Source organism: Pseudomonas sp. 9Ag, from assembly GCF_902506445.1.
GTDB lineage: Bacteria > Pseudomonadota > Gammaproteobacteria > Pseudomonadales > Pseudomonadaceae > Stutzerimonas > Stutzerimonas stutzeri_AB.
Genome location: NZ_LR733836.1, coordinates 3,833,948 through 3,856,442, shown reverse-complemented (window position 1 = coordinate 3,856,442; position 22,495 = coordinate 3,833,948). Strand labels below are relative to the sequence as shown.

Here is a 22,495-nt window from a genome sequence, read left to right as displayed (position 1 = left end):
AAGAGCTTGATCCAGGTAGCGCTTGGGCTCCCCGGACAATGCTTGTTCGGTTGTTCGGTAGGGTCAGGCCGGCTGAGGGTTCACCAGTCGATAGACCGCTTCGACGACATCGCCAACGGTTCGTACCGACTTGAACTCCTCTGCGGCAATCTTCTTGCCCGTCTGGCGCTTGATGTGATCGATCAGGTCGACCGCGTCGATGCTGTCAATTTCCAGGTCCTGATAAAGGTTGGCTTCCAGGCTGATCCGCTCGGGTTCGAGTTCGAACAGTTCGACCAATGCATCGCGCAGGGTCTGGAAGATCTCGTTGCGGCTTTCCATCTCAGGCTTCCTCGGTGACGGCGCGGTGGGCGCTGACGTAGGCGGCCAGGCTGTCGACACTGGCGAAATGCTTGCGGGTGTCCTTGGCGTCGGCGTCGATCTTGATGCCGAAGCGCTTCTGGATCGCCAGACCCAGTTCCAGCGCGTCGACCGAGTCCAGCCCGAGCCCGTCGCCGAACAAGGGCTGATCGGCTGCTATGTCGTCCGGCCCTAGGTCTTCCAGACCCAGGGCGTCGATGATCAGTTGCTTGATTTCAAGCTGCAGTTGGCTCATCGAGTGCGAGCTCCTTTATGAAGTGTCGATGCAGATGATCGTTGAGTTGCCGCGAGGCGATAGGTGCTGCGCCACGCGAAGCGAACACCTGCGGGTCGATGTCCTCACCGACGCGCAGATGGAAATGAAAACGTCTTGCTGGTATGCGATACCAGGGCTCGGCCTTGGTGAGGGTGGTAGGCGTTACGCTGATCACTACGGGTGTCACCAGACGCGCACCGCGCAATGCGATGGCCGCTGCACCCCGATGAAACTGCGGTGCCTGGCCTGGCGTAGTGCGCGTGCCTTCGGGAAAGATGATCAGCGTCTGGCCCTGACGCAGCGCGTCTGCGGCTTCATCCAGCATCTCGGCGCTGCCGTTGTTACTGATGTACTGAGCCGCACGGATCGGCCCGCGGGTAAAGGGGTTGTCCCACAGGCTTTGCTTGACCACACAGTTGGCGTCGCGGATCAGTGCGATCAGCACCACCACGTCGATCAGCGAAGGATGGTTGGCGATCACCAGTTGTCCTGGTCGGCCGAGGCGTTCGGCGCCCTCGACCTCGTAGGTCAGTACGCCGCTGCGATACATGAACTGAACGAATAGCCAGAACAGCCGACTTACAGTCTGGCGCGCCCGACGGCGGTGTTCGGCTTTATCGCCTGGCAGCAGAGCCAGCAGAGGGAAAACGATCAATCGCAGACAGAGCCCGCCGACACCGAACAGCATGAAAGAGAGTCCGGTCGCGACCAGACGCCACAGCCACGGCGCGCTGTATCGACGGTTCAATGAGTCTGCTGCCAGTTCCATTGGCGGCTCCCCCATTGGTTTTGCAAGGTCGGTTTGTTGTTGAGCAATGCACGGATTAGATTAATCGCATGCGGATGCGCGGCGCTGGTCGGGGTTGGCTCGGCGGTTCCGAGGCTCAATTGCCAGGCCCTGCCCGGCTTGAGCAACAGAGCCACGGCATAGGGAAAGCTGACGTCATTGATCCAGGGCGCATAGACCGTGGGGGGCTGGTCTTCGGCGACCACCACCAGGACTTCGGGAGCGCCTTCGCCGAGCAGCAAGGTGGCTTCAAGCACGGCATGCTCCAGCCCGTCACCTTCAGCGGCCAGCGAGGTCATCTCGCTCGTGTCCTGCTGCTGGATGGACCAGAGCCCTATGATCGCATTGTGCACCGACAGGCTGAACTGTGTGGGGGAAAGCGGCTCCTCACCAGCGAGTTCATTGAGGATGGCGAAGGTGCGCGTGGTCTCGCCGTGACGGGAGGCATAGACCAGCGGCATCGCTGGTCGGCCGGCAGCCAGAGGTGTGGCCACGGCAAAGACCATGCGCGCCAGGCGGCTCAGGCGGCGGCGTTGCATGGCCGGCAGGAAGCTGACGTCCGGTTGTGCGTCACCACTTTCGAGCTCGCACGGATCCCGGGCCCAGTCGGTCCAGTCATCAGTGCTCACCAAGCCTGGAGCCCAGGCCTGCCATTGATCGATTTCGAATTGAATCACGCTGAACTCACCGGCTCATCCTCGAGCCTTGTTATTGGCGTGTCGACGTCCCTGTACAGCGACTATCGGTAAATGTCTGCCGTGAAAACGGCGGCATTATCCAATCGCGGTGGAACCTAGGCAAACGTTGCGTGAAATATCCGGATAAAAGGCAGGCCTAATGCACGGAACCGTCGGTCGGAATCGGTTGTCTGTTCTAGGTTTGCCCGTAACGGTTGGGCGACGACGCTCGTGTTCCGTGGCGATGCAAGCGGCAAAGCCGCTTCGGCTGCCTAACCTTCAGTCGTACGGCAGCAGGCGAACAGGCTACCGGACGGCGGCCGTCATATCCCGTGCTGTTGGAGCCAGGCCAGCAACTGCGGCAAAGGCATCGCACCGCTCTGGCGCGCTATTTCCGTGCCCCCCTTGAACAGGATCAGACTGGGGATCGAGCGAATGCCGAGCTGGCTCGACAGCTGCGGATTGGCCTCGCTGTCCAGTTTGGCCAATCGGCAGCGGCCCTGCAGCTGAGCGGCGGCCTGGGCGAAGGTCGGGGCGAAACTGCGGCACGGGCCACACCAGCTGGCCCAGACGTCCACCAGCAGCGGCAAATCGCCCTTGATCTGGTTGGCGAACTGGCTTTGCTGCAGCTCGAATGGCGTGTTTGGCAGTGCATCGGACTTGCAACGTCCGCAGCGCGGCGCGTCATGCAGCCGATCAGCGGGAATACGGTTGAGGCTGGCGCACTCTGCGCAGGGGATGATCAGCGAGTCGGTCATGGCGAGGCTCCACAGCGGTCTGTCGCACTAATGTGGAGCCTCGCTGGCCGATATCAAGCACTCTCGGCGAAGCGGCGCTGCTGGCCTTAGCCCTTTGCTGCGTCCAGGGCCTGGGTCAGGTCGGCGAGGATGTCATCGATGTGCTCGATGCCGATGGACAGACGGATCAGGTCCTGAGAGACCCCAGCTCGGGCGAGTTCTTCGGCATTCAGCTGGCGATGCGTGGTGCTGGCCGGGTGGCAGGCCAGCGACTTGGCGTCGCCGATGTTGACCAGCCGCACGATCAGTTTGAGCGCATCGATGAAGCGCGCCCCGGCTTCCATGCCGCCCTCGATGCCAAAGCAGAGAATCGACGCTGGTGTGCCACCCATATAGCGACGCGCCAATGCATGCTCCGGATGATCGGCCAGCCCTGCGTATTTCACCCATGCCACCTGCGGGTGTGCCTGGAGGAATTCGGCAACCTTCATGGCGTTCTCGCAATGGCGTTCCATGCGCAGCGCCAGCGTCTCCAGCCCCTGCAAGATCAGGAAAGAGTTGAACGGTGAAATCGCCGCGCCCATGTTGCGCAGCGGCACCACTCGGCAGCGACCGATGAAGGCGGCGGGGCCGAATGCCTCGGTGTAGGTGACGCCGTGATAGGAGACGTCAGGCGTGTTCAGCAGCGCGAAGCGCTCCTTGTGCTGCGCCCAGGGGAACTTCCCTGAATCGACCACGATGCCGCCAATGCTGGTGCCATGACCGCCCATGTACTTGGTCAGGGAATGCACGACGATGTCGGCGCCATGCTCGATTGGCCGGCAGAGCATCGGTGTGGCGACGGTGTTGTCGACGATCAGGGGCACACCGTGGCGGTGCGCTGCGTCAGCCAGTGCCTGAATATCGATGATGTTGCCCGCCGGGTTGCCGATGGACTCACAGAAGACCGCCTTGGTCTTGCTGTCGATCAGTGCCTCGAGCGCGGCGATGTCGTCATGGGCGGCGAAGCGCACCTCGATGCCCTGGCGCGGCAGCGTGTGCGCGAAAAGGTTGAAAGTGCCGCCGTAGAGCTTGGCTACCGAGACGATGTTGTCGCCCACTTCAGCGATCGTCTGGATGGCATAGGTAATTGCTGCCATTCCCGAAGCCACAGCCAATGCCGCCACGCCGCCTTCCAATGCCGCGACGCGCTGCTCAAGCACGTCGGTGGTGGGATTCATGATGCGCGTATAGATGTTGCCGGGCACCTTCAGGTCGAACAGGTCCGCGCCGTGCTGGGTGTCGTCGAAGGCATAGGAGGTGGTCTGGTAGATCGGCACAGCCACTGCACGAGTGGTGGGGTCCGGGCTGTAGCCGGCATGGACGGCGAGGGTTTCCAGCTTCATGGGCGCTCCTTGTTCTTGTTCATCGGGGCAAAGGCCCGAGAGCATGAAACTGAACACAGATGCGGTCAATGACCCAGAGCAAGCGCTGCCATCAAAGCGGCGTGAGCGGCCAGAACAAGGGAATGACCAGCGTGGCTACGACCCACAGCAACAGGTTCAACGGGATGCCGACCTTGAGGAAGTCCGCGAAGCGGTAGCCACCGGCGTTATAAACGAAGGTGTTGGTCTGGTAGCCGATCGGCGTGGCGAAGCTGGCACTGGCCGCGAACATCACCGCGACGACAAAGGCCCGCGGGTCAATACCGAACTGCTGAGCAAGGCCGATGGCGATTGGCGTGACCAGCACCGCGACGGCATTGTTGGACAGGATCTCGGTAAGGACCGAGGTGAACAGGTAGATAAACCCGAGCATGAACAACGGGCCTGCCCAGGGCGTCAGGTCAACCACGCCTGAGACAATCAGCTCGACCAGCCCGACCTTGTTCATCGCAACGCTGATGGCGAGCATGCCGAAGATCAGGCTGAGAATCTTCCAGTCCACTGCTTTGTAAGCATCTTCGACATCCAGGCAACGGGTCGCCAACACCGCAGCGGCGCCGATGATCGCCAGGCCTTCGATCGGCATCACGCCGAACGCCGCCAGCAGCATCACCATCAGCGTGGCGCCAATGGCGATCGGTGCCTTGTCCCGGCGATACGCACGTTCCTGAACGGCATTGAGGCTGATCAGCTCGCCGTTGTCGGCGAAACGCTTGATCTGTGCCGGCGTGCCCTCGACCAGCATTACATCGCCGAACTGCAGCTGAAAGTCGTCGAGGTTGCCCTGGATATTCTCATCCTGGCGATGCACGGCCAGCACATTGATGCCGTAGCGGGCGCTGAGGTCGAGGTCGCGCATCGGCCGGTGGCTGTAACGGGAATTGCGGCCAACGATGGCTTCGGCGAGCACTTCATTCTCGCTGCTGATGGTTTCGAAGGCGTCGCTACGGTTGAAGGTCAGATGGCCGCTCCCGCGCAGCTCGACCACATCCTTGACCTGGCCATGGATTACCAGCACGTCGCCGGCCAGCAAGGTGAAATCCTGCTCGGGTCGGCTGTGCAAGTGGGCGCCGCGGTCGACCTGCAGCACCTGCAGGCCGCTGCCACCGTTGAGATTGGCCTCGGCAATACTTTTGCCAATCACCGGCGACCCCTGCGGCACCCGTAGTTCACTCATAAAGGTGCGATCAAGCCTTGGCCCGAGCAACTTGGACAGGGTGTCGCGTTCCGGCAGCAGTCGCTTGCCGATGGTCAGCATGTACAGCATCCCGGCCGCAGCGAGTACCAGCGCCGCACCGGTAATCTCGAACATGCCGAACGGCGCGAGGCCCGCCTTACGCGCCACGCCGTCGACGAGAATATTGGTCGAGGTGCCGATCATCGTCAGCGTGCCGCCAAGGATCGTGGCGTAGGAAAGCGGAATCAGCAGCTTTGAAGGCGTGGTGCCGGCCCGCGTAGCCAGTGATATCGCCACCGGCGTCAGAATCGCCACCACCGGCGTGTTGTTCAGAAACGCCGAAATGACCAGCGCAGTAATCGTCAGCCCACCAAGCACTCGGGTCGGACTGGTGCCGACCAGCCCACCCAGCCAGTTGCCCAGCGCATCGATGCAGCCGGTACGCTCCAGCGCGGCGGATATGACGAACATGCAGGCAATGGTGACGGGCGCCGAGTTGGACAACACCCCAAGCACCTCCGCTGGCGTCAGCAACTGGACGGCGATCAACACCGCCACCGCAATCGCCACCACGATATCCGGACTCCAGGTCTCCCGCACGAAAGACACTAGCACCCAGAGCAGCAAAGCGCAGACGAACAGCAGCGGCAGTGAATCGGAGAGCATGAACGTCCTTAACGTGGCGTAACGACTGACCACTTACAGCGGCCTCGCGCGAACGATAGGGGTGAGCTCTTAGAGAGTCTAGGAACGTTTGTTCAGGTTTATATGCGATTTGGCTATTTGAATGGCTGATCGTACCGCCGTCTCACATGAGGCATTTGCAACGGACGGCGGCTGACAAACGAAAAAGCCGCGCAGTGCGCGGCTTTGGAGTTGGTGGGCCCACACGGACTCGAACCGTGGACCAAAGGATTATGAGTCCTCTGCTCTAACCAACTGAGCTATAGGCCCTCAGAGGCGGGCGGATTATACCGGTGGTGTTGCGTATGCGCCAAGCAAAGCTGTGCGCGCCGAACTGTTTTGCGCGGCCAGAAATGCAAAACCCCCGGCGCGGGCCGGGGGTTCTGGTTTACTCGTCGAGGAAGGAGCGCAGATGCTCGCTTCTCGTCGGGTGGCGCAGCTTGCGCAGCGCCTTGGCTTCGATCTGCCGGATCCGCTCGCGGGTGACATCGAACTGCTTGCCGACTTCCTCGAGGGTGTGGTCGGTGTTCATGTCGATGCCGAAGCGCATCCGCAGTACCTTGGCTTCCCGTGCGGTGAGGCCGGAGAGCACTTCGCGAGTGGCTTCCTTGAGGCTCTCCACGGTCGCCACGTCGATCGGCGATTGCATGGCGGAGTCTTCAATGAAGTCACCCAGATGCGAGTCTTCGTCGTCGCCGATCGGGGTTTCCATGGAGATCGGCTCTTTGGCGATCTTCAGTACCTTGCGGATCTTGTCCTCGGGCATTTCCATGCGTTCGCCGAGCTCTTCAGGCGTGGGCTCGCGGCCCATTTCCTGCAGCATCTGACGGGAGATGCGGTTGAGCTTGTTGATCGTCTCGATCATGTGGACCGGGATACGGATGGTCCGCGCCTGGTCGGCAATGGAGCGAGTGATCGCCTGGCGAATCCACCAGGTGGCGTAGGTCGAAAACTTGTAGCCGCGGCGGTATTCGAACTTGTCGACCGCTTTCATCAGGCCGATGTTGCCTTCCTGGATCAAGTCGAGGAATTGCAGGCCGCGGTTGGTGTACTTTTTGGCGATCGAGATAACCAGACGCAGGTTGGCCTCGACCATCTCTTTCTTGGCGCGGCGAGCCTTGGCTTCACCGATCGACATCCGACGGTTGATGTCCTTGATGTCGGCAATCGCCAGTACGCATTCTTCTTCCAGTGCGAGCAGCTTCTGCTGGCAGCGCTGAATGTCTTCCTTGCGTGCAGCAATGGCTTCGGCGTACTTGCTCTTGCCGCTAGCCAGCTTATCGGCCCAATCAAGGTCAGTTTCATTGTTAGGAAACTGGCGCAGGAAGTCTGCGCGCGGCATGCGTGCGTCGCGAACGCAGATCTGCATGATCGCGCGTTCCTGGGCGCGGATCTGGGCCAGGGCGTCGCGTACACGTTCTACCAGCGCATCGTACTGCTTGGGGATGAGCTTGATCGGCATGAACAGGATGGCCAGTTCCTGCAGGGCATCGGTCGCCTGCTGGCTGCCGCGTCCATGCTTCTTCAGCGCCTTCTTGGCGACGTCGAGCTGTTCAGCGACTGCGCCGAAACGAATGCGGGCAACTTCCGGATCCGGACCGCCATCACCTTCTTCTTCTTCGCTGTCAGAATCGTCTTCGTCTTCGTCGTCCTTGTCGTCACCGGCCGGCTTTGCCGCTGCCTGCGGTGTAACTGGCTCGACTTCTGCCTGCGGGCCGGCTGCGCCGTCATCGTCAGGGTCGATATAACCGCTGAGAATGTCGGAGAGACGCCCACCTTCGGAGGTGACGCGATCGTAATCGGCAAGAATGCTGTCGACGGTGCCCGGGAAATGGGCAATAGCACTCATCACCTCACGAATGCCTTCCTCGATGCGTTTGGCGATTTCAATTTCGCCTTCGCGGGTCAGCAGTTCGACGGTACCCATTTCACGCATGTACATGCGCACGGGGTCGGTGGTGCGGCCAATGTCGGTTTCGACAGCGGCAAGTGCCGCCGCGGCCTCTTCGGCTGCGGCTTCATCGGTATCGGCTTCGGCCAGCAACAGGGCATCGGCATCCGGGGCAACCTCGAATACATTGATACCCATGTCGTTGATCATGCGAATGATGTCTTCCACCTGTTCCGGATCGGAAATATCCTCCGGTAGGTGGTCATTGACCTCGGCGTAAGTCAGGTAACCCTGCTCACGGCCACGCTGGATCAATTCTTTGAGACGGGACTGCTGTTGCGCTTTTCCGGACATATAACCCTATCCACTGACGGTTCTGGCGGGCTGAAAACAAGCTGAGCATTATAGCCGAGCAAGGACCTCACGCGCCAGTTGAGGTCGATATAGCGGGTGTTGAGTTGCGATTTAGCAGGCTGCGCAGCTGCTCTTTCTCCTCTGCGCTGAGTTCACCCTGGCGAGCTTTACGTAGCAGCGTTTCAAGGCTGCGTTCGCGTTGTCTGGCAGCAAGGCTTGTTATGGTGTCGAAAAACTGTTGTTCAAGGTTATCGGCCGAGATAAGCCATTCTTTCTCGGCAAGCGCGCGTAAAAGGCGCCCTTGGTCGGTTCCATGCCAGCGAGCTATCAATTGCAGGCTGCGCAGTTTGGGGTTCTTCTGCAGGGTTCCAAGTAGTGCGACCAGCAACTGGGCATAGGTGTCGTCTTCCGCCGCGAAGTGGCTAACATCTTCGACTTTCTGTGCGAGCTCCGGATGGTGTAGGAGTGTGCGTAAAGTCGTCAGTGCCGGTGGTTCCACTGCGGCGGGCGTTCTTGGGGCGCGCGGCTTTTTAAAGTCTGGACGCTGGCCGGGCTTTTTCCAGTCCTTTTTCCACTCTTTCTTGCTGGCCGGCTTCGGCTCGGTGGTGGTGAGCGGTGCGTAATAGTCGCCTTCGTCATGCGCGGAGGCGGTGTCGTAGTAAATGCTGTCGTCATATTCCGGCGCGGCGCTCGGCCCTGCGGTGCTCATCTGCTGGAGTGCTTCGCTGTGCAGACCGGTGATTTCCCCGAGGCGCTGCCGCATCAGTGCACGCAGGTTGTTGCCGGGGATTTTTTCGATGAGCGGTGCCGCCAAGGTCGCCAGATGGGCTTTGCCTTCCAGTGAGCGTGGGTCTGCTTCTTCGCTGAGCTGCTGGAAAAAGTAATCTGCTAGCGGTTGAGCCTGTTGCTGGATTCGAGCCCTGAAGGCGTCGGTGCCTTCGCGGCGCACTAGGCTGTCCGGATCTTCACCTTCTGGCAGAAACAGAAAACGTGCGCGGCGGCCGTCTTGCAGGTTGGGCAGCGCCGATTCCAAGGCGCGCCAGGCAGCCTTGCGGCCGGCTGCGTCACCGTCGAAGCAGAACAGCACGCTGGGTACGATGCGAAACAGCCGCTTGAGGTGTTCGTCGCTGGTCGCTGTGCCCAGTGTCGCGACGGCATTGCGCAGCCCTTGCTGCGCCAGTGCAATGACGTCCATGTAGCCTTCCACGACCATGATTTCATCCAGGTCGCGATTGGTTTTGCGTGCCTCGTAGAGCCCGTAAAGCTCCTGGCCTTTATGAAATACCGGTGTTTCCGGCGAGTTCAGGTATTTCGGCTTGTCATCGCCCAGCACGCGGCCGCCAAAGGCAATGACGCGCCCGCGGCTGTCGCGGATCGGGAACATTACCCGGTCGCGGAAGCGGTCATAGCTTCGGCCGGTTTCGGCGTTTTCGATCAGCAGCCCGGCGTCAATCATTGCCTTTTGTTGAAGGGCGTCGCCGCCCAGGTGCTTCATCAGATTGTCCCAGCCGGGTGGGGCGAAGCCGAGGCCGAAATCCCTTGCGATAACACCTGAAAGGCCGCGTCCTTTCAGGTATTCCACCGCGGCCTTGCGTGCCGGGTGCCCCTTTAGAGACTGCCGATAGTACTCGGCAGCGGATTCGAGCAGCGGGTATAGCGGCGAATCCACGGGCTGGCGTGGTTTGCGCCCAGGCCCGCTTTCTTCGCGCGGCACTTCCATGCCGGCGCGCTTGGCCAGTTCCTCGACTGCCTGCGGAAATTCCAGGCTGTCGTGATCCATGATGAAGCCGAGCGCGTTGCCTCCAGCGCCACAACCAAAGCAGTAGTAGAACTGCTTGTCCGGGCTCACGCTGAAGGACGGGGTCTTTTCTTTGTGGAACGGACAGCAGGCGGTGTAGTTCTTGCCTGCTTTTTTCAGTTGGATGCGCGAACTCACCACTTCGACGATGTCAGAGCGGTTGAGCAGGTCATCAATGAAGGATTGCGGGATCAAGCCGGCCATAGGGGTATGAGAATACGCTCGCAGTGTTCAGGCCGGAATGAAAAAAACTCCGGCCATTCGCCTGTTGGCGAAGCGGAGTCTCCTTCAAATGCAAAGCCCGGCATTGGCCGGGCTTGATGCAGCGTCAGCTGTACTGGATCAGTACAGGCGAACGCTGCGGCGCTGTTCGCGCTGCACTTTCTTGGCGTGACGCTTGACTGCGGCAGCAGCTTTACGCTTGCGCTCAGCAGTAGGCTTTTCGTAGAACTCACGGCTGCGGACTTCGGCCAGAACACCGGCCTTTTCGCAAGAACGCTTGAAGCGACGCAGAGCTACGTCGAATGGTTCGTTCTCTTTAACTTTAACGTTGGGCATCCAGGACGTACCTTCACTTGTTTACCGGTTACAACGCGCTTCGGCAAATATCGCGAGCACGCTGGTTTTAAGGGTTGCGGATGTTAACGCCTTGCCGCGTGGAATGCAAAGCCCCCTGATCGAAAAGCGCTGGTCGGTCGCTGGCCCCGGCGATTAATATGCGCGGCTTCATTCGCTTCTTTGGAAGGTCGTGCCCATGTTGGTACTGGGGCTGGAAACTTCATGCGACGAGACCGGCGTCGCGCTGTATGACAGCGAGCACGGCTTGCTGGCCGACGCCCTGTTCAGTCAGATCGATCTGCACCGCGTCTATGGCGGGGTAGTGCCAGAGCTGGCGTCCCGTGATCACGTCAAACGGATGCTGCCATTGATCCGTCAGGTGCTTGAGGAAGCCGGGCGCGAATCGAGTCAAATCGATGCGGTGGCCTACACGGCAGGCCCTGGTCTGGTCGGGGCGCTGTTGGTTGGCGCCTCCTGCGCCCAGGCAATGGCGTTTGCGTGGGGGGTGCCTGCAGTGGGGGTTCACCATATGGAAGGACACCTTCTGGCGCCAATGCTCGAAGAACAGCCTCCGGCGTTTCCCTTCGTTGCGTTGCTGGTTTCCGGTGGGCATACACAGTTGGTTCGAGTCGATGGCATTGGCCGCTATGAACTGCTGGGCGAATCGGTGGACGACGCCGCCGGAGAAGCGTTCGACAAGACGGCGAAGCTGATGGGGCTACGCTATCCCGGCGGTCCCGAGATCGCAGCGCTTGCCGAGCGCGGCACGCCGGGTCGTTTCACCTTTCCTCGACCAATGACCGATCGCCCCGGGCTCGATTTCAGTTTCAGCGGCCTCAAGACGTCCACCCTGACGACCTGGCAGCAACGTCAGAGTGCCGGCGATGAGGGCGAGCAAACGCGCTGTGATATCGCGCTGGCTTTTCAGCAAGCCGTTGTCGATACGCTGACCATCAAATGTCGACGTGCTCTGCTGCAGACGGGTTTGCACAGTCTGGTCATCGCCGGTGGCGTGAGCGCCAACACGGCATTGCGCGAGAGTCTGGAAACGATGCTCGCCGAACTGAAAGGGCGGGTGTTCTATGCCCGTCCGCGTTTCTGTACCGACAATGGGGCGATGATTGCCTACGCCGGCTGCCAGCGTTTGCTGGCTGGCCAGCAGGATGGTCCCGAGATTTCGGTACAGGCGCGCTGGCCAATGGAAACGCTTCCGGCGATTTGACGCTGGTTAGCTTAAAAATGTCGCTCTCTGCCTTTAGACAGGTCGCGCAGGTTGTTACGGTGACGCCAGGCGACGAGCGCGGCCAGCAATGCCATAGGCCAGAGCGCCGTAGGTTGCATCCAGGCAAGAAAGGGCAGGCAGAGCGGTAGTGCGACCAGTGCGGCCAGTGAACTGGTGCGTGACAATGTGAAGACAGCCAGCCAGATGAGCAGCGCCAGCAATGCCGTTGCTGGATGCAGGCCAAGCAAGACGCCTGCGGCGGTGGCCACGCCTTTGCCCCCACGGAAGCGGAAATACAGCGGATATGAGTGGCCGAGTACGGCGGCAAGGCCGATCCAGGCTTGTTGCTCGATCGTCAGGCCCAGTGCGGCGGCAAGCAGCACCGGCAGTAGGCCTTTGAGCAAATCGCCGAACAGGGTGCTGATGGCCAGGCCTCTGCCGGCCAGGCGCAGCATGTTGGTGGCGCCGGGATTGCCGGAACCGCTTGCACGGGGATCGGGTGCACCGGTCAGGCGACTGAGTAGAATGGCGAATGAAAGCGAGCCGGTCAGATAGGCGAGCAGTGCTAATTGCCAGAACATGGCATCCATCCGGGGCAGGGAGCTCCTGAGTCTAACGGCCTGTAATGAAGTTGTCGTGCCGTGGGAGAACGTTGCGTGGATACAGTTTTCATCGAAGGGCTGGAAGTGGATACGCTGATCGGCGCTTATGATTGGGAGCGCGGCATTCGCCAATGCCTGCGTCTGGACCTGACCCTTGGCTGGGACATTCGACCTGCCGCGCAAAATGACGAGCTGGACAAAGCGTTGGACTACGCCGAAGTGACTGCCGCCATCGATCGATTCGCGCAGGCGTCACGTTTCGAGCTGGTGGAAACCTTTGCCGAACGCTTGGCTGGCACTCTGATGAGCCAGTTCGGCATTCCCTGGCTGCGGCTTCGGGTGACCAAGCCTGGGGTCAACCCGCGCGCCAAAGCGTTAGGTGTGGAGATCGAACGCGGATGTCTCTGACGCGCGTACTGCTGGGGCTCGGCAGCAATCACCAACGTAGACGGAATCTGACTGCCGGTCTCGATGCGCTGGAAAAGCTGCTCGGAGAGATGCGCTGCTCGCCCGTTTTTGAAAGCCTTGCTGTGGGTTATAAGGGCGACCATTTCTACAATCTCGTCGTTTCAGGTAACACCGACTTGCCCTTGATGGAGCTGGACCGACGGCTCAAGTTCATCGAAGCGGACAATGGACGCTACGCGCCTGACCGCAAAGGTCTGCCGCTGGATATCGATGTGTTGATGTATGGCGACTTGCAGGGCAATTTTCACGGCTTGCAGCTGCCGCGGCCGGAGACGCTGAAGAACGCCTTCGTGCTCTGGCCATTGGCATTGCTGGAGCCGGATGTAGTCCACCCCGAGGCGGGGCGACGCTTTGCTGAGCTGTGGCAAGAGGCGGACATCGAGCAGCAGCTGTGGCCCGTGCGTTTCCAGTGGAAAGGCGAGGAGCTGACGCCGGCATCGTTGTTGCTCGCCGCAGATCAGCGCTAGCGTTGCCGGCGCTAACCTTCCGTTGCTTCGGCTTGCGGCCCGGTAAGGTGCTGATCAGTTGGCGTCGTGCTGGTGAAGGCACTGGTATTGGCGGACGGCTTCGAGCCGTTCACGCTTGAGAGCTTCGCCCAGCTCCGCACCCTTGAAACCTTGATCAATAAGTGGTTTTACCTGCACGGCGCGAACGTGCTCGGCAGCGCCGCGCAGATATTCGGCTTGCGGATAGGGATGCCCTTCGTGACGACTCTGCGCGTCCATGGCGCAGCAGGCGACGAACTGTTCGAAGCGCTCCGGGCGGCGGTAGATATCGAAATGCTGCAGCAACTCGAACAGCGTTAGCGCTGGCAGCGACATTGCCTGATGGCCGAGTTGGTGGAATTCGCCGACCAGTCTGGCCAGCTCCTGGCACTCTCGTGGCACCTTGTAGCGTGCATTGATGACGTCGATCGTTGTCGCGGCTGCGTGGGTCGGTGCCGGGCCTGGGGCATCAAGGTTCTGGGGTTGGCCCAGCGGCATGAGCAGACAGGCCCAGCGCACACTTAATGGTTGAGCATGGATAGAGCACCTATGCAGCACCTTGAGCGTGTGCATACCGGTCTGCGTACCATCCTTGAGCGGCGCTGTTGAGTTGAACAGTTGATCGACTTCTGGAAACAGTTCCTTCAGCGCGCCGCAGTCGCGCAGCACCTGCACGAATACGTCCGGACGCGGCTCCATTAACGCGCGGGAAATTTCCTTCCAGCTACGCTCCGGTGTCAACGCCAGTAGCTCACCCGATTCGGCGAGCTGACGCATCAGCACCTGGGTTTCGGGCGCGACGGTAAAACCGAGTTCGGCATAACGCGCAGCAAAGCGCGCCACGCGCAACACGCGCAATGGGTCTTCAGCGAACGCGGGGGATACGTGCCTGAGCTGGAGAGCCGCGAGATCGGCCTGGCCGCCGTAGGGGTCGGTCAGTTGGCCCTGCCCATCCTCGGCCATGGCGTTGATGGTCAGGTCGCGGCGTATCAAGTCTTCTTCGAGAGTCACTTTGGGGCTGGCATAGAAGGTGAATCCACCATAACCCTGACCGCTTTTGCGCTCGGTACGGGCCAGTGCGTATTCCTCGCCGGTGACAGGGTGGAGGAACACCGGAAAATCCGCACCTACCGGGCGAAAGCCCTTGGCCTGCATCTCCTCGGCACTGGAGCCGACTACCACCCAGTCCACTTCTGTCACTGGGCGACCCAACAACCGGTCACGTACCGCTCCGCCGACTTTATAGATTTGCATGCAACCCTCCGTTGCGGCGGAGGATAAACGAATGCCCCGAGCCAGCAAGCTGCGACTGCTCTCGGGGCCTCGATTTGCCGCGATAGACGACCGTTAGATGGGCGGCAGCGCCAGGTTCATGCCGGGGTACTTGGCCTCGACATCCGGCTCGTTCCTTGGCGGCATGTGGTGGGTAGCGATCAGCTTGTCGTCCTGCATCGACTGTAGGTGCACGTCGAAGCCCCAGAGCCGATGCAGGTGCTTGAGAACCTCATCGGTCGAGCCGCCCAGGGGTTTGCGATCGTGTTGCTGGTGGCGCAGGGTCAACGAGCGATCACCGCGGCGATCGACGCTCCAGACCTGCACATTGGGTTCGCGATTGCCGAGGTTGTATTGCGCTGCCAGCAGTTCGCGGATGGCGTGATAGCCGTTTTCGTCGTGGATGGCGGGGACCAGAAGCTCGTCCTTGTGGTCATCATCGAGGATGCTGAATAGCTTGAGGTCGCGGATGACCTTGGGCGAGAGGAACTGCAAGATGAAACTTTCATCCTTGAAGTTGTTCATCGCGAACTTCACCGTGGTGAGCCAGTCGCTGCCTGCAATGTCCGGGAACCAGCGTTTGTCTTCCTCGGTCGGGTGCTCGCAAATCCGGCGGATGTCCTGGTACATCGCAAAGCCCAGGGTGTAGGGGTTGATGCCGCTGTAATAAGGGCTGTCAAAGCCGGGTTGATAAATGACGCTGGTGTGCGACTGCAGGAACTCCATCATGAAGCCATCTGTGACCAAGCCTTCATCGTAGAGGTCGTTCAGAAGGGTGTAATGCCAGAAGGTTGCCCAGCCCTCGTTCATCACCTGCGTTTGGCGCTGCGGATAGAAATACTGCGCAATCTTGCGCACGATTCGCACCACCTCGCGCTGCCAGGGTTCCAGCAGCGGCGCATGCTTTTCGATGAAGTAGAGGATGTTCTCCTGCGGTTCGACCGGAAAGCGCTGGTCTCGCTGGCGCTCATCTTCCTTCTCACCAAATTTGGGAATGGTCCGCCAGAGGTCGTTGATCTGCTTTTGCAGATGCTCTTCACGATCCTTCTGCCGCCGCCGTTCTTCCTCTGCGGAAATCGGATAGGGGCGCTTGTAGCGATCCACGCCGTAGTTCATCAGCGCGTGGCAGGAATCGAGCAGATCCTCGACCGCGTCGATGCCGTGGCGCTCCTCGCATTGGGTGATGTACTGCTTGGCGAACACCAGGTAATCGATGATCGAACTGGCGTCGGTCCAGGTGCGGAAGAGGTAATTGCCTTTGAAAAAGCTGTTATGGCCGTAGCTGGCATGGGCGATCACCAGCGCCTGCATGGTGATGGTGTTTTCTTCCATGAGATAGGCGATACAGGGATCGGAGTTGATCACGATCTCGTACGCCAGGCCCATCTGCCCGCGGGTGTAGGATTTCTCCGTACTTAGGAAGTGCTTGCCGTAGGACCAGTGGTGGTAGCCCAGCGGCATGCCTACCGAGGCATAAGCATCCATCATCTGTTCAGCGGTGATGACCTCGATCTGGTTGGGGTAGGTGTCGAGCGCGTAGCGTTCGGCGATCCGGCCGATCTCGCGGTCGTACGTGCGGATCAGGTCGAAGGTCCATTCCGAGCCGGTGGAAATGGGCTGTCGTTTCATGTCGCTTACCTCAGCTAGCCATGCGCCGCTGGAACAGTTCGCGGAACACTGGATAGATGTCCCCCGCCGTTACCAGCTGCTGCTGGGCGAACGAGTCGCCGAAGGCCTCGGCCACTTGGTTGTATTCGTACCACAGTGCCTGATGTTCGCGAGGGGTGATTTCAACGTAGGAGAAATACTGGACGAACGGCATGATCTGATTGATCAGGATGTCCCGGCAAACCGGTGAATCGTCGTTCCAGTTATCGCCGTCCGACGCTTGCGCCGCATAGATATTCCACTCGTTGGCCGGATAACGCTCGGCCATGATCTCCTGCATCATTTTCAGAGCGCTGGAGACGATGGTGCCGCCGGTTTCGCGCGAATAGAAAAACTCTTCTTCGTCGACTTCCTTGGCACTGGTGTGGTGACGAATGAACACCACCTCGATCTTGTCGTAGTTTCGCTTGAGGAACAGGTACAAGAGGATGAAGAAACGCTTGGCAATGTCCTTGGTGGCCTGAGTCATCGAACCGGACACGTCCATCAGGCAGAACATCACAGCCTTGGAGCTGGGGTTCGGGTGTTTCACCAGCAGGTTGTACTTGAGGTCGAACGTGTCGAGGAATGGCACCCGGTGAATGCGGGCGCTGAGCCGCTCGATTTCTTCTTCAGCGGCCTGGATGTCAGTGAAGTTGGCGGGTTCTTCCAGCTTGAGTCGCGCCAGTTCGGCCTTGACCTCGCGCAGCTTGGCGCGGCTGCTACCCGACAGGGCGATACGGCGCGCATGCGCCGAGCGCAGGGTTCGAACGATGTTGATACGGGACGGATTGCCTTCGTTGCTGATGCCGGCGCGGACTGTCTTGAAGGTGTCGGTACCGGTCAGGTGGCGTTTGACCAGATTGGGCAATTCCAGATCCTCGAACATGAAGTCGAGGAACTCTTCCTGGGTAATCTGAAAGACAAAGTCATCCATGCCTTCGCCGCTGTTGCTGGCCTGACCAGCCCCCTGGCCGCCGCCACCGCCTTGTGGCCGAGGTATGCGCTCACCGGCGATGAATTCCTTGTTACCCGGATGAACGATCGTTTGCCGACCGCCACGTCCGTGGTGAAGGATCGGCTCATCGGTGTCTCGACCGGGAATACTGATCTGTTCGCCGTGCTCCATGTCGGTAATGGAGCGGCGTCCAACGGCCTCTTCCACGGCCTTTTTGATGTGTCCTCGGTATCGCTGCAAGAAGCGCTGGCGATTGACCGTGCTCTTGTTCTTGCCGTTCAAACGGCGGTCGATCACGTAACTCATACGAGCCCTCCGGGCTGAGCTGGAAGTCCTGAGTCTGGAGCCGGAAGCGTGTTGCATCTGCTTCCGGCTCCGACTCATGCCCTCAGCTGCTCTTACTGCGATTTACGTACGCGCAGATACCATTCCGAAAGCAGGCGTACCTGCTTCTCGGTGTAGCCGCGCTCGACCATGCGAACGACGAAGTCGTTGTGCTTTTTCTGATCTTCCTTGCTGGCCTTGGCGTTGAAGCTGATGACTGGAAGCAGGTCCTCGGTGTTGGAGAACATTTTCTTCTCGATCACCACGCGCAGCTTCTCGTAGCTGAGCCAGGATGGGTTCTTGCCGTTGTTGTTGGCGCGTGCGCGCAGCACAAAGTTGACGATCTCGTTGCGGAAGTCCTTCGGATTGCTGATGCCCGCCGGTTTCTCGATCTTCTCCAGTTCCTCGTTGAGCGCCATGCGGTTGAGGATTTCGCCGGTTTCCGGGTCCCTGTATTCCTGGTCCTGAATCCAGAAATCCGCATAGAGCACGTAGCGGTCGAAGATGTTCTGACCGTACTCGCTGTAGGACTCGAGATAGGCGGTCTGGATTTCCTTGCCGATGAAGTCCACGTAGCGCGGCGCCAGGTATTCCTTGATGAAGCGCAGATAGCGCTCGCGCACCTCGGCTGGGAATTGCTCCTGTTCGATCTGCTGCTCCAACACGTACAGCAGATGAACCGGGTTGGCCGCAATCTCGTGCGGGTCGAAGTTGAACACCTTGGACAGGATCTTGAAGGCGAAGCGGGTGGAGAGTCCGTTCATGCCTTCGTCGACGCCGGCGGTGTCGCGGTATTCCTGAATAGATTTGGCCTTGGGGTCCGTGTCCTTGAGGTTCTCACCGTCGTAGACGCGCATTTTCGAGTAGATGTTGGAGTTTTCCGGCTCTTTGAGGCGGCTCAGCACCGAGAACTGCGCCAGCATCTTCAGCGTATCGGGCGCGCAATGGGCTTTCGATAGCGAGCTGTTGAACAGCAGCTTGTCGTAGATCTTGATCTCGTCAGTTACGCGCAGGCAGTACGGCACCTTGACGATATATATGCGGTCGATGAAGGCTTCGTTGTTCTTGTTGTTGCGGAAGGTATGCCATTCCGACTCGTTGGAGTGAGCCAGCAGGATGCCGTTGTAGGGGATCGCACCGAGACCCTCGGTGCTGTTGTAGTTGCCCTCCTGGGTTGCGGTCAGCAGCGGGTGCAGCACCTTGATCGGTGCCTTGAACATTTCGACGAATTCCATCATGCCCTGGTTGGCGCGGCACAAAGCGCCTGAGTAGCTGTAGGCATCGGCGTCGTTCTGCGGAAATTCCTCAAGCTTGCGGATATCGACCTTACCCACCAGGGCAGAAATATCCTGGTTGTTCTCATCACCTGGCTCGGTCTTGGCCACTGCGATCTGATTGAGGATCGAAGGGTACAGCTTGACCACGCGGAATTGACTGATATCGCCGCCGAACTCCTGCAGCCGCTTAGTGGCCCAGGGCGACATGATGGAGCTGAGGTAGCGACGGGGAATGCCGTAATCCTCTTCGAGGATCTGTGCGTCTTCAGCCGGGTTGAACAGCCCCAGCGGCGACTCGAACACCGGCGAGCCCTTGATGGCATAGAAGGGCACCCGCTCCATCAGTTGCTTGAGCTTCTCGGCCAGCGATGACTTGCCGCCGCCCACCGGGCCCAGCAGATAGAGGATCTGCTTCTTTTCCTCCAGGCCCTGCGCGGCGTGGCGGAAATAGGAAACGATCTGGTCGATGCAATCTTCCATCCCGTGGAAGTCTTCAAAGGCAGGGTACCGACGGATGACCTTGTTGGAGAAAATCCGCGACAGTCTCGAGTCGGCAGACGTGTCGATCAGTTCAGGCTCGCCAATTGCCATCAACAGGCGTTCGGCTGCAGTTGCGTAGGTTCCCCGGTCTTCCTTGCACAGGTCGAGGTATTCCTGAAGCGAATACTCTTCCTGACGGGTTGCTTCGAATCGTTGCTGGAAATGGCTGAAAATGCTCATTGACTTCACCTCGGACGATGCTCGGAGCCGGTGTTGTCATCATGCATTCAGGTACGGCCGACTTACCGGCCTATGGAGTTCCCCCGAACACCTGATGGTCGAAACTGAGGCCCGGTAGCCGCTGCACGACTTCCACCTGTTTGGATGGCCTGCACTGAAGGATAGTTCGGATTCAGCAAGTTCAAGGGGGGAGTGACGTTTTTGCCGCTGCGTTTCGTCGGAAGGGAGGCTCAAGGCCGCATTATCTGCGGCCTTGAGAGGGTGATTTTTTCAGGCGGGATCGCCCTGTTCAGTTTCTTGCGGAAACGCCTGTCGCCAAAGTTCGAAGCCACCGTCAAGGCTGTAGACGTCTGAGAAACCCTGGTTGGCGAGGTAGGCGGCTGCACTCTGGCTGGAGTTGCCGTGGTAGCAGACGACTACCAGCGGTCGGTCGAGATCAGCAGCCGCGATAAAGTCTGGCAAAGATTGATTGTCCAGATGTGTCGAGCCGGTGACGTGACCATTGGCGAAGCTGTCCGGATCGCGTATGTCGACGAATACACCGCCTTCACCGCGCAGCGATTGCGCCTGCTCGGGCGAAATACATTTGAAGTCAGTCATGGCTTGGCCTCACAGTCGCAGCTGTACAGTTCGTTGCTGTCGATGTTCATCAGTGTCATGGAGTTGCCCCATACGCAGCCGGTGTCCAGCGCGTATACGTTTGGCTCGTCGCAGTTGCCTTCCAGTGCCGCCCAGTGGCCGAAAATGATCTTCTCGCCGCGGGTTTTGCGAGTGGGGTGGCTGAACCAGGGCGCGAACCCTGTGGGCGCCGAGTCGAGCCCTTCTTTGGCTTCGAGGTCGAGCGTGCCGTCGGCTTTGCAGAAGCGCATCCGGGTGAAGTAGTTGGTGATCAGCCGCAGCCTCGGGATGCCGTGTAGCTCCTTACTCCATTTAGCCGGCTGATTACCGTACATCCCGTCGAGAAAGGGTTGCAGCATGGCGTCATCGCGAAGCGCCTGCTCGACCTCGGCCGCCCGGCGCAGGGATTTGCTCAATGTCCATTGCGGAGGAATGCCGGCGTGGACCATGGTGACCTGGCGCTCGGCATCGTGGTGGACCAGTTTCTGCTGACGTAGCCAGAAGATCAGATCAGCTCGGTCGGGCGCATCGAGGATCGGCTGGAGCGTATCGGACTTCTTCAGCCGCTCGACCTTGTGCGTCACGGCTAGCAGATGCAGGTCATGGTTACCCAGGACGGTCACACCTGAGCTGCCCAGATCGCGCGCGAAGCGCAGCGCTTCGAGCGATTGAGGGCCGCGGTTAACCAGATCGCCCGCCAGCCATAGGCAGTCACGAGAAGGGCTGAAATCGACTTGCTTGAGCAGGCAAAGCAGGGGTTCCAGGCAACCTTGCAGGTCGCCGACAGCGTAGGTAGTCAATGCAAGGCTCCCGGGACGGCCAGCCGAAACGGCGCGATCGTGGCATCGAAGCGGTGTCCGTCTTCGGCAAGCATCTGATAACTGCCCTGCATCGTGCCGACGCGCGAGGCCATAAGCGTGCCACTGGTGTAGACGTGTCGATGGCCGGGGGCTAGCACCGGCTGCTCACCGACCACGCCTTCGCCTTGTACCTCCTGCACCTGACCGTCTCCGTCCGTGATGATCCAGTGGCGTGACAGCAGCTGCGCAGTGAGTTGGCCGTTGTTTTCAATGGTTACGGTATAGGCAAAGGCAAAGCGGTTTTGCTCTGGCTGTGACTGGTCAGCCAGATAGGCTGGGCGGACCGTGACGTCGATCCTGTAGCGGAGGTCTTCAGACATGGCGTGCTCCTTCGCGTGGTCGCTTTCAGCCGCGGGCAGATAATTGATCCGATAGTCTTACGAACGCGGCGAGGTCCAGCTGTTCCGGGCGCAGGCTGCCATCGACGTCGGCGGCGGCGATTGCGTCAGCGTCCAGCAGCCCTTTGAGCGTGTTTCGCAGGGTCTTGCGACGCTGGTTGAAAGCCTGGCGAACCACGGTCTCCAGCTGCCGGTGATCGCGCGCCGGGTGCGGCAACACCTCATGCGGGACCAAGCGCACGATGGCCGAGTCGACTTTCGGCGCCGGGTTGAACGCGCCAGGACCCACGTTAAACAGGTGTTCGACGCGGCAGTGGTACTGCACCATGATCGACAGCCGACCCCAGTCACCCCCGCCTGGCACTGCGGCCAGGCGCTCGACCACTTCCTTCTGCAGCATGAAATGCATATCGCGAATCTGGCTGGCGTGATCGAGCAGATGAAAGATCAGCGGTGTGGAAATGTTGTAGGGCAGATTGCCGACGATGCGCAGGCTGCCTGGCTCCTGGCTGAGCCGTGAGAAGTCGAACTTCAGCGCATCACCCTGATTGAGTGCAAAGTTTTCGCGCTCGGAAAATTTCTGCTGGAGGATCGGGATCAGGTCCAGGTCCAGCTCGACCACGTCGATGTGTGCACCGCTGTCGAGCAATCCTTCGGTCAGCGCGCCCTGGCCAGGGCCAATCTCGACGATCCGCTCACCCGGTTTGGCATGGATGGAGCGAAGAATGCGATGGATCACGCCTGCATCGTGAAGGAAGTTCTGGCCGAAACGCTTGCGCGCGCGGTGTTGGTAATTCTCGGACATATACAGCAGTCTCAGGAGCAGCTAAGCACGAGGCTTGAAGCTGGGGGCGAAAAGGCCCGCAGTTTAGCAGCTGCGATAGCTGAGGCGAGTGCCCCGCCGATAAGGGCAGTACGAGCCATTGCCGTCTACAGACACGCAGGAGAGTTCAGAAGCAGTCCATTGCCAATCCTGGACCGAAGTCTTGGTGCCGCACGGT

The 22,495-nt window shown here is 60.0% G+C and carries 22 protein-coding genes and 1 tRNA gene; 3 read left to right on the top strand and 20 right to left on the bottom strand.

Features of this window, described 5'->3' with window-relative positions:
- Window positions 1-63: 63 nt before the first annotated feature.
- The 11 genes from ALTERO38_RS17580 to rpsU all read right to left on the bottom strand — a co-directional run bounded on the left by ALTERO38_RS17580 (window position 64) and on the right by rpsU (window position 10,703).
- Window positions 64-321 (bottom strand): acyl carrier protein, encoded by a 258-nt coding sequence (locus tag ALTERO38_RS17580; RefSeq protein WP_045430740.1) that lies wholly within the window; start codon window positions 319-321, stop codon window positions 64-66.
- 1 nt (window position 322) lies between these two features.
- Window positions 323-595, bottom strand: a complete 273-nt coding sequence (locus ALTERO38_RS17575; RefSeq protein WP_148923840.1) for a phosphopantetheine-binding protein — start codon at window positions 593-595, stop codon at window positions 323-325.
- Window positions 576-1,385 carry a 1-acyl-sn-glycerol-3-phosphate acyltransferase gene (locus ALTERO38_RS17570; RefSeq protein WP_102837341.1) on the bottom strand — a complete coding sequence of 270 codons (810 nt, stop codon included), beginning with the start codon at window positions 1,383-1,385 and terminating at the stop codon, window positions 576-578. The genes ALTERO38_RS17575 and ALTERO38_RS17570 overlap by 20 nt, the downstream gene beginning before the upstream one ends.
- Window positions 1,361-2,080 carry a beta-ketoacyl synthase chain length factor gene (locus ALTERO38_RS17565; RefSeq protein ID WP_159969156.1) on the bottom strand — a complete coding sequence of 240 codons (720 nt, stop codon included), beginning with the start codon at window positions 2,078-2,080 and terminating at the stop codon, window positions 1,361-1,363. Before ALTERO38_RS17565 ends, ALTERO38_RS17570 begins: the two co-directional genes overlap by 25 nt.
- A gap of 323 nt (window positions 2,081-2,403) precedes the next feature.
- Complete coding sequence (gene trxC / locus ALTERO38_RS17560) at window positions 2,404-2,838, bottom strand: thioredoxin TrxC (RefSeq protein WP_159969155.1); 435 nt, start codon at window positions 2,836-2,838, stop codon at window positions 2,404-2,406.
- An 86-nt stretch (window positions 2,839-2,924) separates the two neighbouring features.
- Window positions 2,925-4,202, bottom strand: coding sequence for a bifunctional O-acetylhomoserine aminocarboxypropyltransferase/cysteine synthase (locus ALTERO38_RS17555; RefSeq protein ID WP_159969154.1), 1,278 nt, complete (start codon window positions 4,200-4,202; stop codon window positions 2,925-2,927).
- Between the two features lie 91 nt (window positions 4,203-4,293).
- Window positions 4,294-6,084: an SLC13 family permease gene (locus ALTERO38_RS17550; RefSeq protein ID WP_159969153.1), complete on the bottom strand. Its 1,791-nt coding sequence runs from the start codon at window positions 6,082-6,084 to the stop codon at window positions 4,294-4,296.
- A gap of 211 nt (window positions 6,085-6,295) precedes the next feature.
- Window positions 6,296-6,372 (bottom strand) — tRNA-Ile (locus ALTERO38_RS17545).
- A 118-nt stretch (window positions 6,373-6,490) separates the two neighbouring features.
- Window positions 6,491-8,347, bottom strand: coding sequence for an RNA polymerase sigma factor RpoD (gene rpoD, locus ALTERO38_RS17540; protein ID WP_102837364.1), 1,857 nt, complete (start codon window positions 8,345-8,347; stop codon window positions 6,491-6,493).
- A gap of 67 nt (window positions 8,348-8,414) precedes the next feature.
- Window positions 8,415-10,349 (bottom strand): DNA primase, encoded by a 1,935-nt coding sequence (gene dnaG, locus ALTERO38_RS17535; protein ID WP_159969152.1) that lies wholly within the window; start codon window positions 10,347-10,349, stop codon window positions 8,415-8,417.
- 138 nt (window positions 10,350-10,487) lie between these two features.
- On the bottom strand, window positions 10,488-10,703 hold the full coding sequence (gene rpsU / locus ALTERO38_RS17530; RefSeq protein WP_003283508.1) for a 30S ribosomal protein S21: 216 nt from the start codon (window positions 10,701-10,703) through the stop codon (window positions 10,488-10,490).
- A gap of 196 nt (window positions 10,704-10,899) precedes the next feature.
- On the opposite strand from rpsU, the gene tsaD reads away from it, so the two are divergent.
- Window positions 10,900-11,925, top strand: coding sequence for a tRNA (adenosine(37)-N6)-threonylcarbamoyltransferase complex transferase subunit TsaD (gene tsaD / locus ALTERO38_RS17525; RefSeq protein WP_159969151.1), 1,026 nt, complete (start codon window positions 10,900-10,902; stop codon window positions 11,923-11,925).
- Window positions 11,926-11,936: 11 nt separating this feature from the next.
- Here the strand turns inward: tsaD and plsY are convergent, their stop codons facing one another.
- Complete coding sequence (plsY, locus tag ALTERO38_RS17520) at window positions 11,937-12,506, bottom strand: glycerol-3-phosphate 1-O-acyltransferase PlsY (protein ID WP_159969150.1); 570 nt, start codon at window positions 12,504-12,506, stop codon at window positions 11,937-11,939.
- Window positions 12,507-12,581: 75 nt separating this feature from the next.
- Between plsY and folB the strand changes: the two genes are divergently transcribed.
- Window positions 12,582-12,935, top strand: coding sequence for a dihydroneopterin aldolase (gene folB / locus ALTERO38_RS17515; protein ID WP_102837367.1), 354 nt, complete (start codon window positions 12,582-12,584; stop codon window positions 12,933-12,935).
- A complete protein-coding gene (folK, locus tag ALTERO38_RS17510; RefSeq protein WP_159969149.1) occupies window positions 12,926-13,462 on the top strand; it encodes a 2-amino-4-hydroxy-6-hydroxymethyldihydropteridine diphosphokinase in 537 nt (178 codons plus the stop codon). Before folB ends, folK begins: the two co-directional genes overlap by 10 nt.
- A gap of 54 nt (window positions 13,463-13,516) precedes the next feature.
- On the opposite strand, the gene ALTERO38_RS17505 is transcribed toward folK, so the two are convergent.
- The 8 genes from ALTERO38_RS17505 to rsmA all read right to left on the bottom strand — a co-directional run bounded on the left by ALTERO38_RS17505 (window position 13,517) and on the right by rsmA (window position 22,299).
- Window positions 13,517-14,734: a multifunctional CCA addition/repair protein gene (locus ALTERO38_RS17505; RefSeq protein ID WP_159969148.1), complete on the bottom strand. Its 1,218-nt coding sequence runs from the start codon at window positions 14,732-14,734 to the stop codon at window positions 13,517-13,519.
- Between the two features lie 93 nt (window positions 14,735-14,827).
- On the bottom strand, window positions 14,828-16,381 hold the full coding sequence (locus ALTERO38_RS17500) for a SpoVR family protein (RefSeq protein WP_159969147.1): 1,554 nt from the start codon (window positions 16,379-16,381) through the stop codon (window positions 14,828-14,830).
- Between the two features lie 10 nt (window positions 16,382-16,391).
- Window positions 16,392-17,663, bottom strand: a complete 1,272-nt coding sequence (locus ALTERO38_RS17495; RefSeq protein ID WP_046162877.1) for a YeaH/YhbH family protein — start codon at window positions 17,661-17,663, stop codon at window positions 16,392-16,394.
- A gap of 92 nt (window positions 17,664-17,755) precedes the next feature.
- Complete coding sequence (locus ALTERO38_RS17490; protein ID WP_159969146.1) at window positions 17,756-19,678, bottom strand: PrkA family serine protein kinase; 1,923 nt, start codon at window positions 19,676-19,678, stop codon at window positions 17,756-17,758.
- A 270-nt stretch (window positions 19,679-19,948) separates the two neighbouring features.
- Window positions 19,949-20,278, bottom strand: coding sequence for a thiosulfate sulfurtransferase GlpE (gene glpE, locus ALTERO38_RS17485; protein WP_159969145.1), 330 nt, complete (start codon window positions 20,276-20,278; stop codon window positions 19,949-19,951).
- Window positions 20,275-21,096, bottom strand: coding sequence for a symmetrical bis(5'-nucleosyl)-tetraphosphatase (locus ALTERO38_RS17480; protein ID WP_159969144.1), 822 nt, complete (start codon window positions 21,094-21,096; stop codon window positions 20,275-20,277). Before ALTERO38_RS17480 ends, glpE begins: the two co-directional genes overlap by 4 nt.
- Complete coding sequence (apaG, locus tag ALTERO38_RS17475; RefSeq protein ID WP_148923825.1) at window positions 21,093-21,476, bottom strand: Co2+/Mg2+ efflux protein ApaG; 384 nt, start codon at window positions 21,474-21,476, stop codon at window positions 21,093-21,095. The genes ALTERO38_RS17480 and apaG overlap by 4 nt, the downstream gene beginning before the upstream one ends.
- A 25-nt stretch (window positions 21,477-21,501) precedes the next feature.
- Window positions 21,502-22,299 (bottom strand): 16S rRNA (adenine(1518)-N(6)/adenine(1519)-N(6))-dimethyltransferase RsmA, encoded by a 798-nt coding sequence (rsmA, locus tag ALTERO38_RS17470; protein ID WP_159969143.1) that lies wholly within the window; start codon window positions 22,297-22,299, stop codon window positions 21,502-21,504.
- Between the last annotated feature and the right edge of the window lie 196 nt (window positions 22,300-22,495).

Excerpts from the sequence above, each read along its gene's own strand:
- ALTERO38_RS17580 (WP_045430740.1), bottom strand. The coding sequence starts at position 321 with ATGGAAAGCCGCAACGAGATCTTCCAGACCCTGCGCGATGCATTGGTC.
- ALTERO38_RS17575 (WP_148923840.1), bottom strand. The coding sequence starts at position 595 with ATGAGCCAACTGCAGCTTGAAATCAAGCAACTGATCATCGACGCCCTG.
- ALTERO38_RS17570 (WP_102837341.1), bottom strand. The coding sequence starts at position 1,385 with ATGGAACTGGCAGCAGACTCATTGAACCGTCGATACAGCGCGCCGTGG.
- trxC (WP_159969155.1), bottom strand. The coding sequence starts at position 2,838 with ATGACCGACTCGCTGATCATCCCCTGCGCAGAGTGCGCCAGCCTCAAC.
- ALTERO38_RS17555 (WP_159969154.1), bottom strand. The coding sequence starts at position 4,202 with ATGAAGCTGGAAACCCTCGCCGTCCATGCCGGCTACAGCCCGGACCCC.
- ALTERO38_RS17550 (WP_159969153.1), bottom strand. The coding sequence starts at position 6,084 with ATGCTCTCCGATTCACTGCCGCTGCTGTTCGTCTGCGCTTTGCTGCTC.
- rpoD (WP_102837364.1), bottom strand. The coding sequence starts at position 8,347 with ATGTCCGGAAAAGCGCAACAGCAGTCCCGTCTCAAAGAATTGATCCAG.
- dnaG (WP_159969152.1), bottom strand. The coding sequence starts at position 10,349 with ATGGCCGGCTTGATCCCGCAATCCTTCATTGATGACCTGCTCAACCGC.
- rpsU (WP_003283508.1), bottom strand. The coding sequence starts at position 10,703 with ATGCCCAACGTTAAAGTTAAAGAGAACGAACCATTCGACGTAGCTCTG.
- tsaD (WP_159969151.1), top strand. The coding sequence starts at position 10,900 with ATGTTGGTACTGGGGCTGGAAACTTCATGCGACGAGACCGGCGTCGCG.
- plsY (WP_159969150.1), bottom strand. The coding sequence starts at position 12,506 with ATGTTCTGGCAATTAGCACTGCTCGCCTATCTGACCGGCTCGCTTTCA.
- folK (WP_159969149.1), top strand. The coding sequence starts at position 12,926 with ATGTCTCTGACGCGCGTACTGCTGGGGCTCGGCAGCAATCACCAACGT.
- ALTERO38_RS17505 (WP_159969148.1), bottom strand. The coding sequence starts at position 14,734 with ATGCAAATCTATAAAGTCGGCGGAGCGGTACGTGACCGGTTGTTGGGT.
- ALTERO38_RS17500 (WP_159969147.1), bottom strand. The coding sequence starts at position 16,381 with ATGAAACGACAGCCCATTTCCACCGGCTCGGAATGGACCTTCGACCTG.
- ALTERO38_RS17495 (WP_046162877.1), bottom strand. The coding sequence starts at position 17,663 with ATGAGTTACGTGATCGACCGCCGTTTGAACGGCAAGAACAAGAGCACG.
- ALTERO38_RS17490 (WP_159969146.1), bottom strand. The coding sequence starts at position 19,678 with ATGAGCATTTTCAGCCATTTCCAGCAACGATTCGAAGCAACCCGTCAG.
- glpE (WP_159969145.1), bottom strand. The coding sequence starts at position 20,278 with ATGACTGACTTCAAATGTATTTCGCCCGAGCAGGCGCAATCGCTGCGC.
- apaG (WP_148923825.1), bottom strand. The coding sequence starts at position 21,476 with ATGTCTGAAGACCTCCGCTACAGGATCGACGTCACGGTCCGCCCAGCC.
- rsmA (WP_159969143.1), bottom strand. The coding sequence starts at position 22,299 with ATGTCCGAGAATTACCAACACCGCGCGCGCAAGCGTTTCGGCCAGAAC.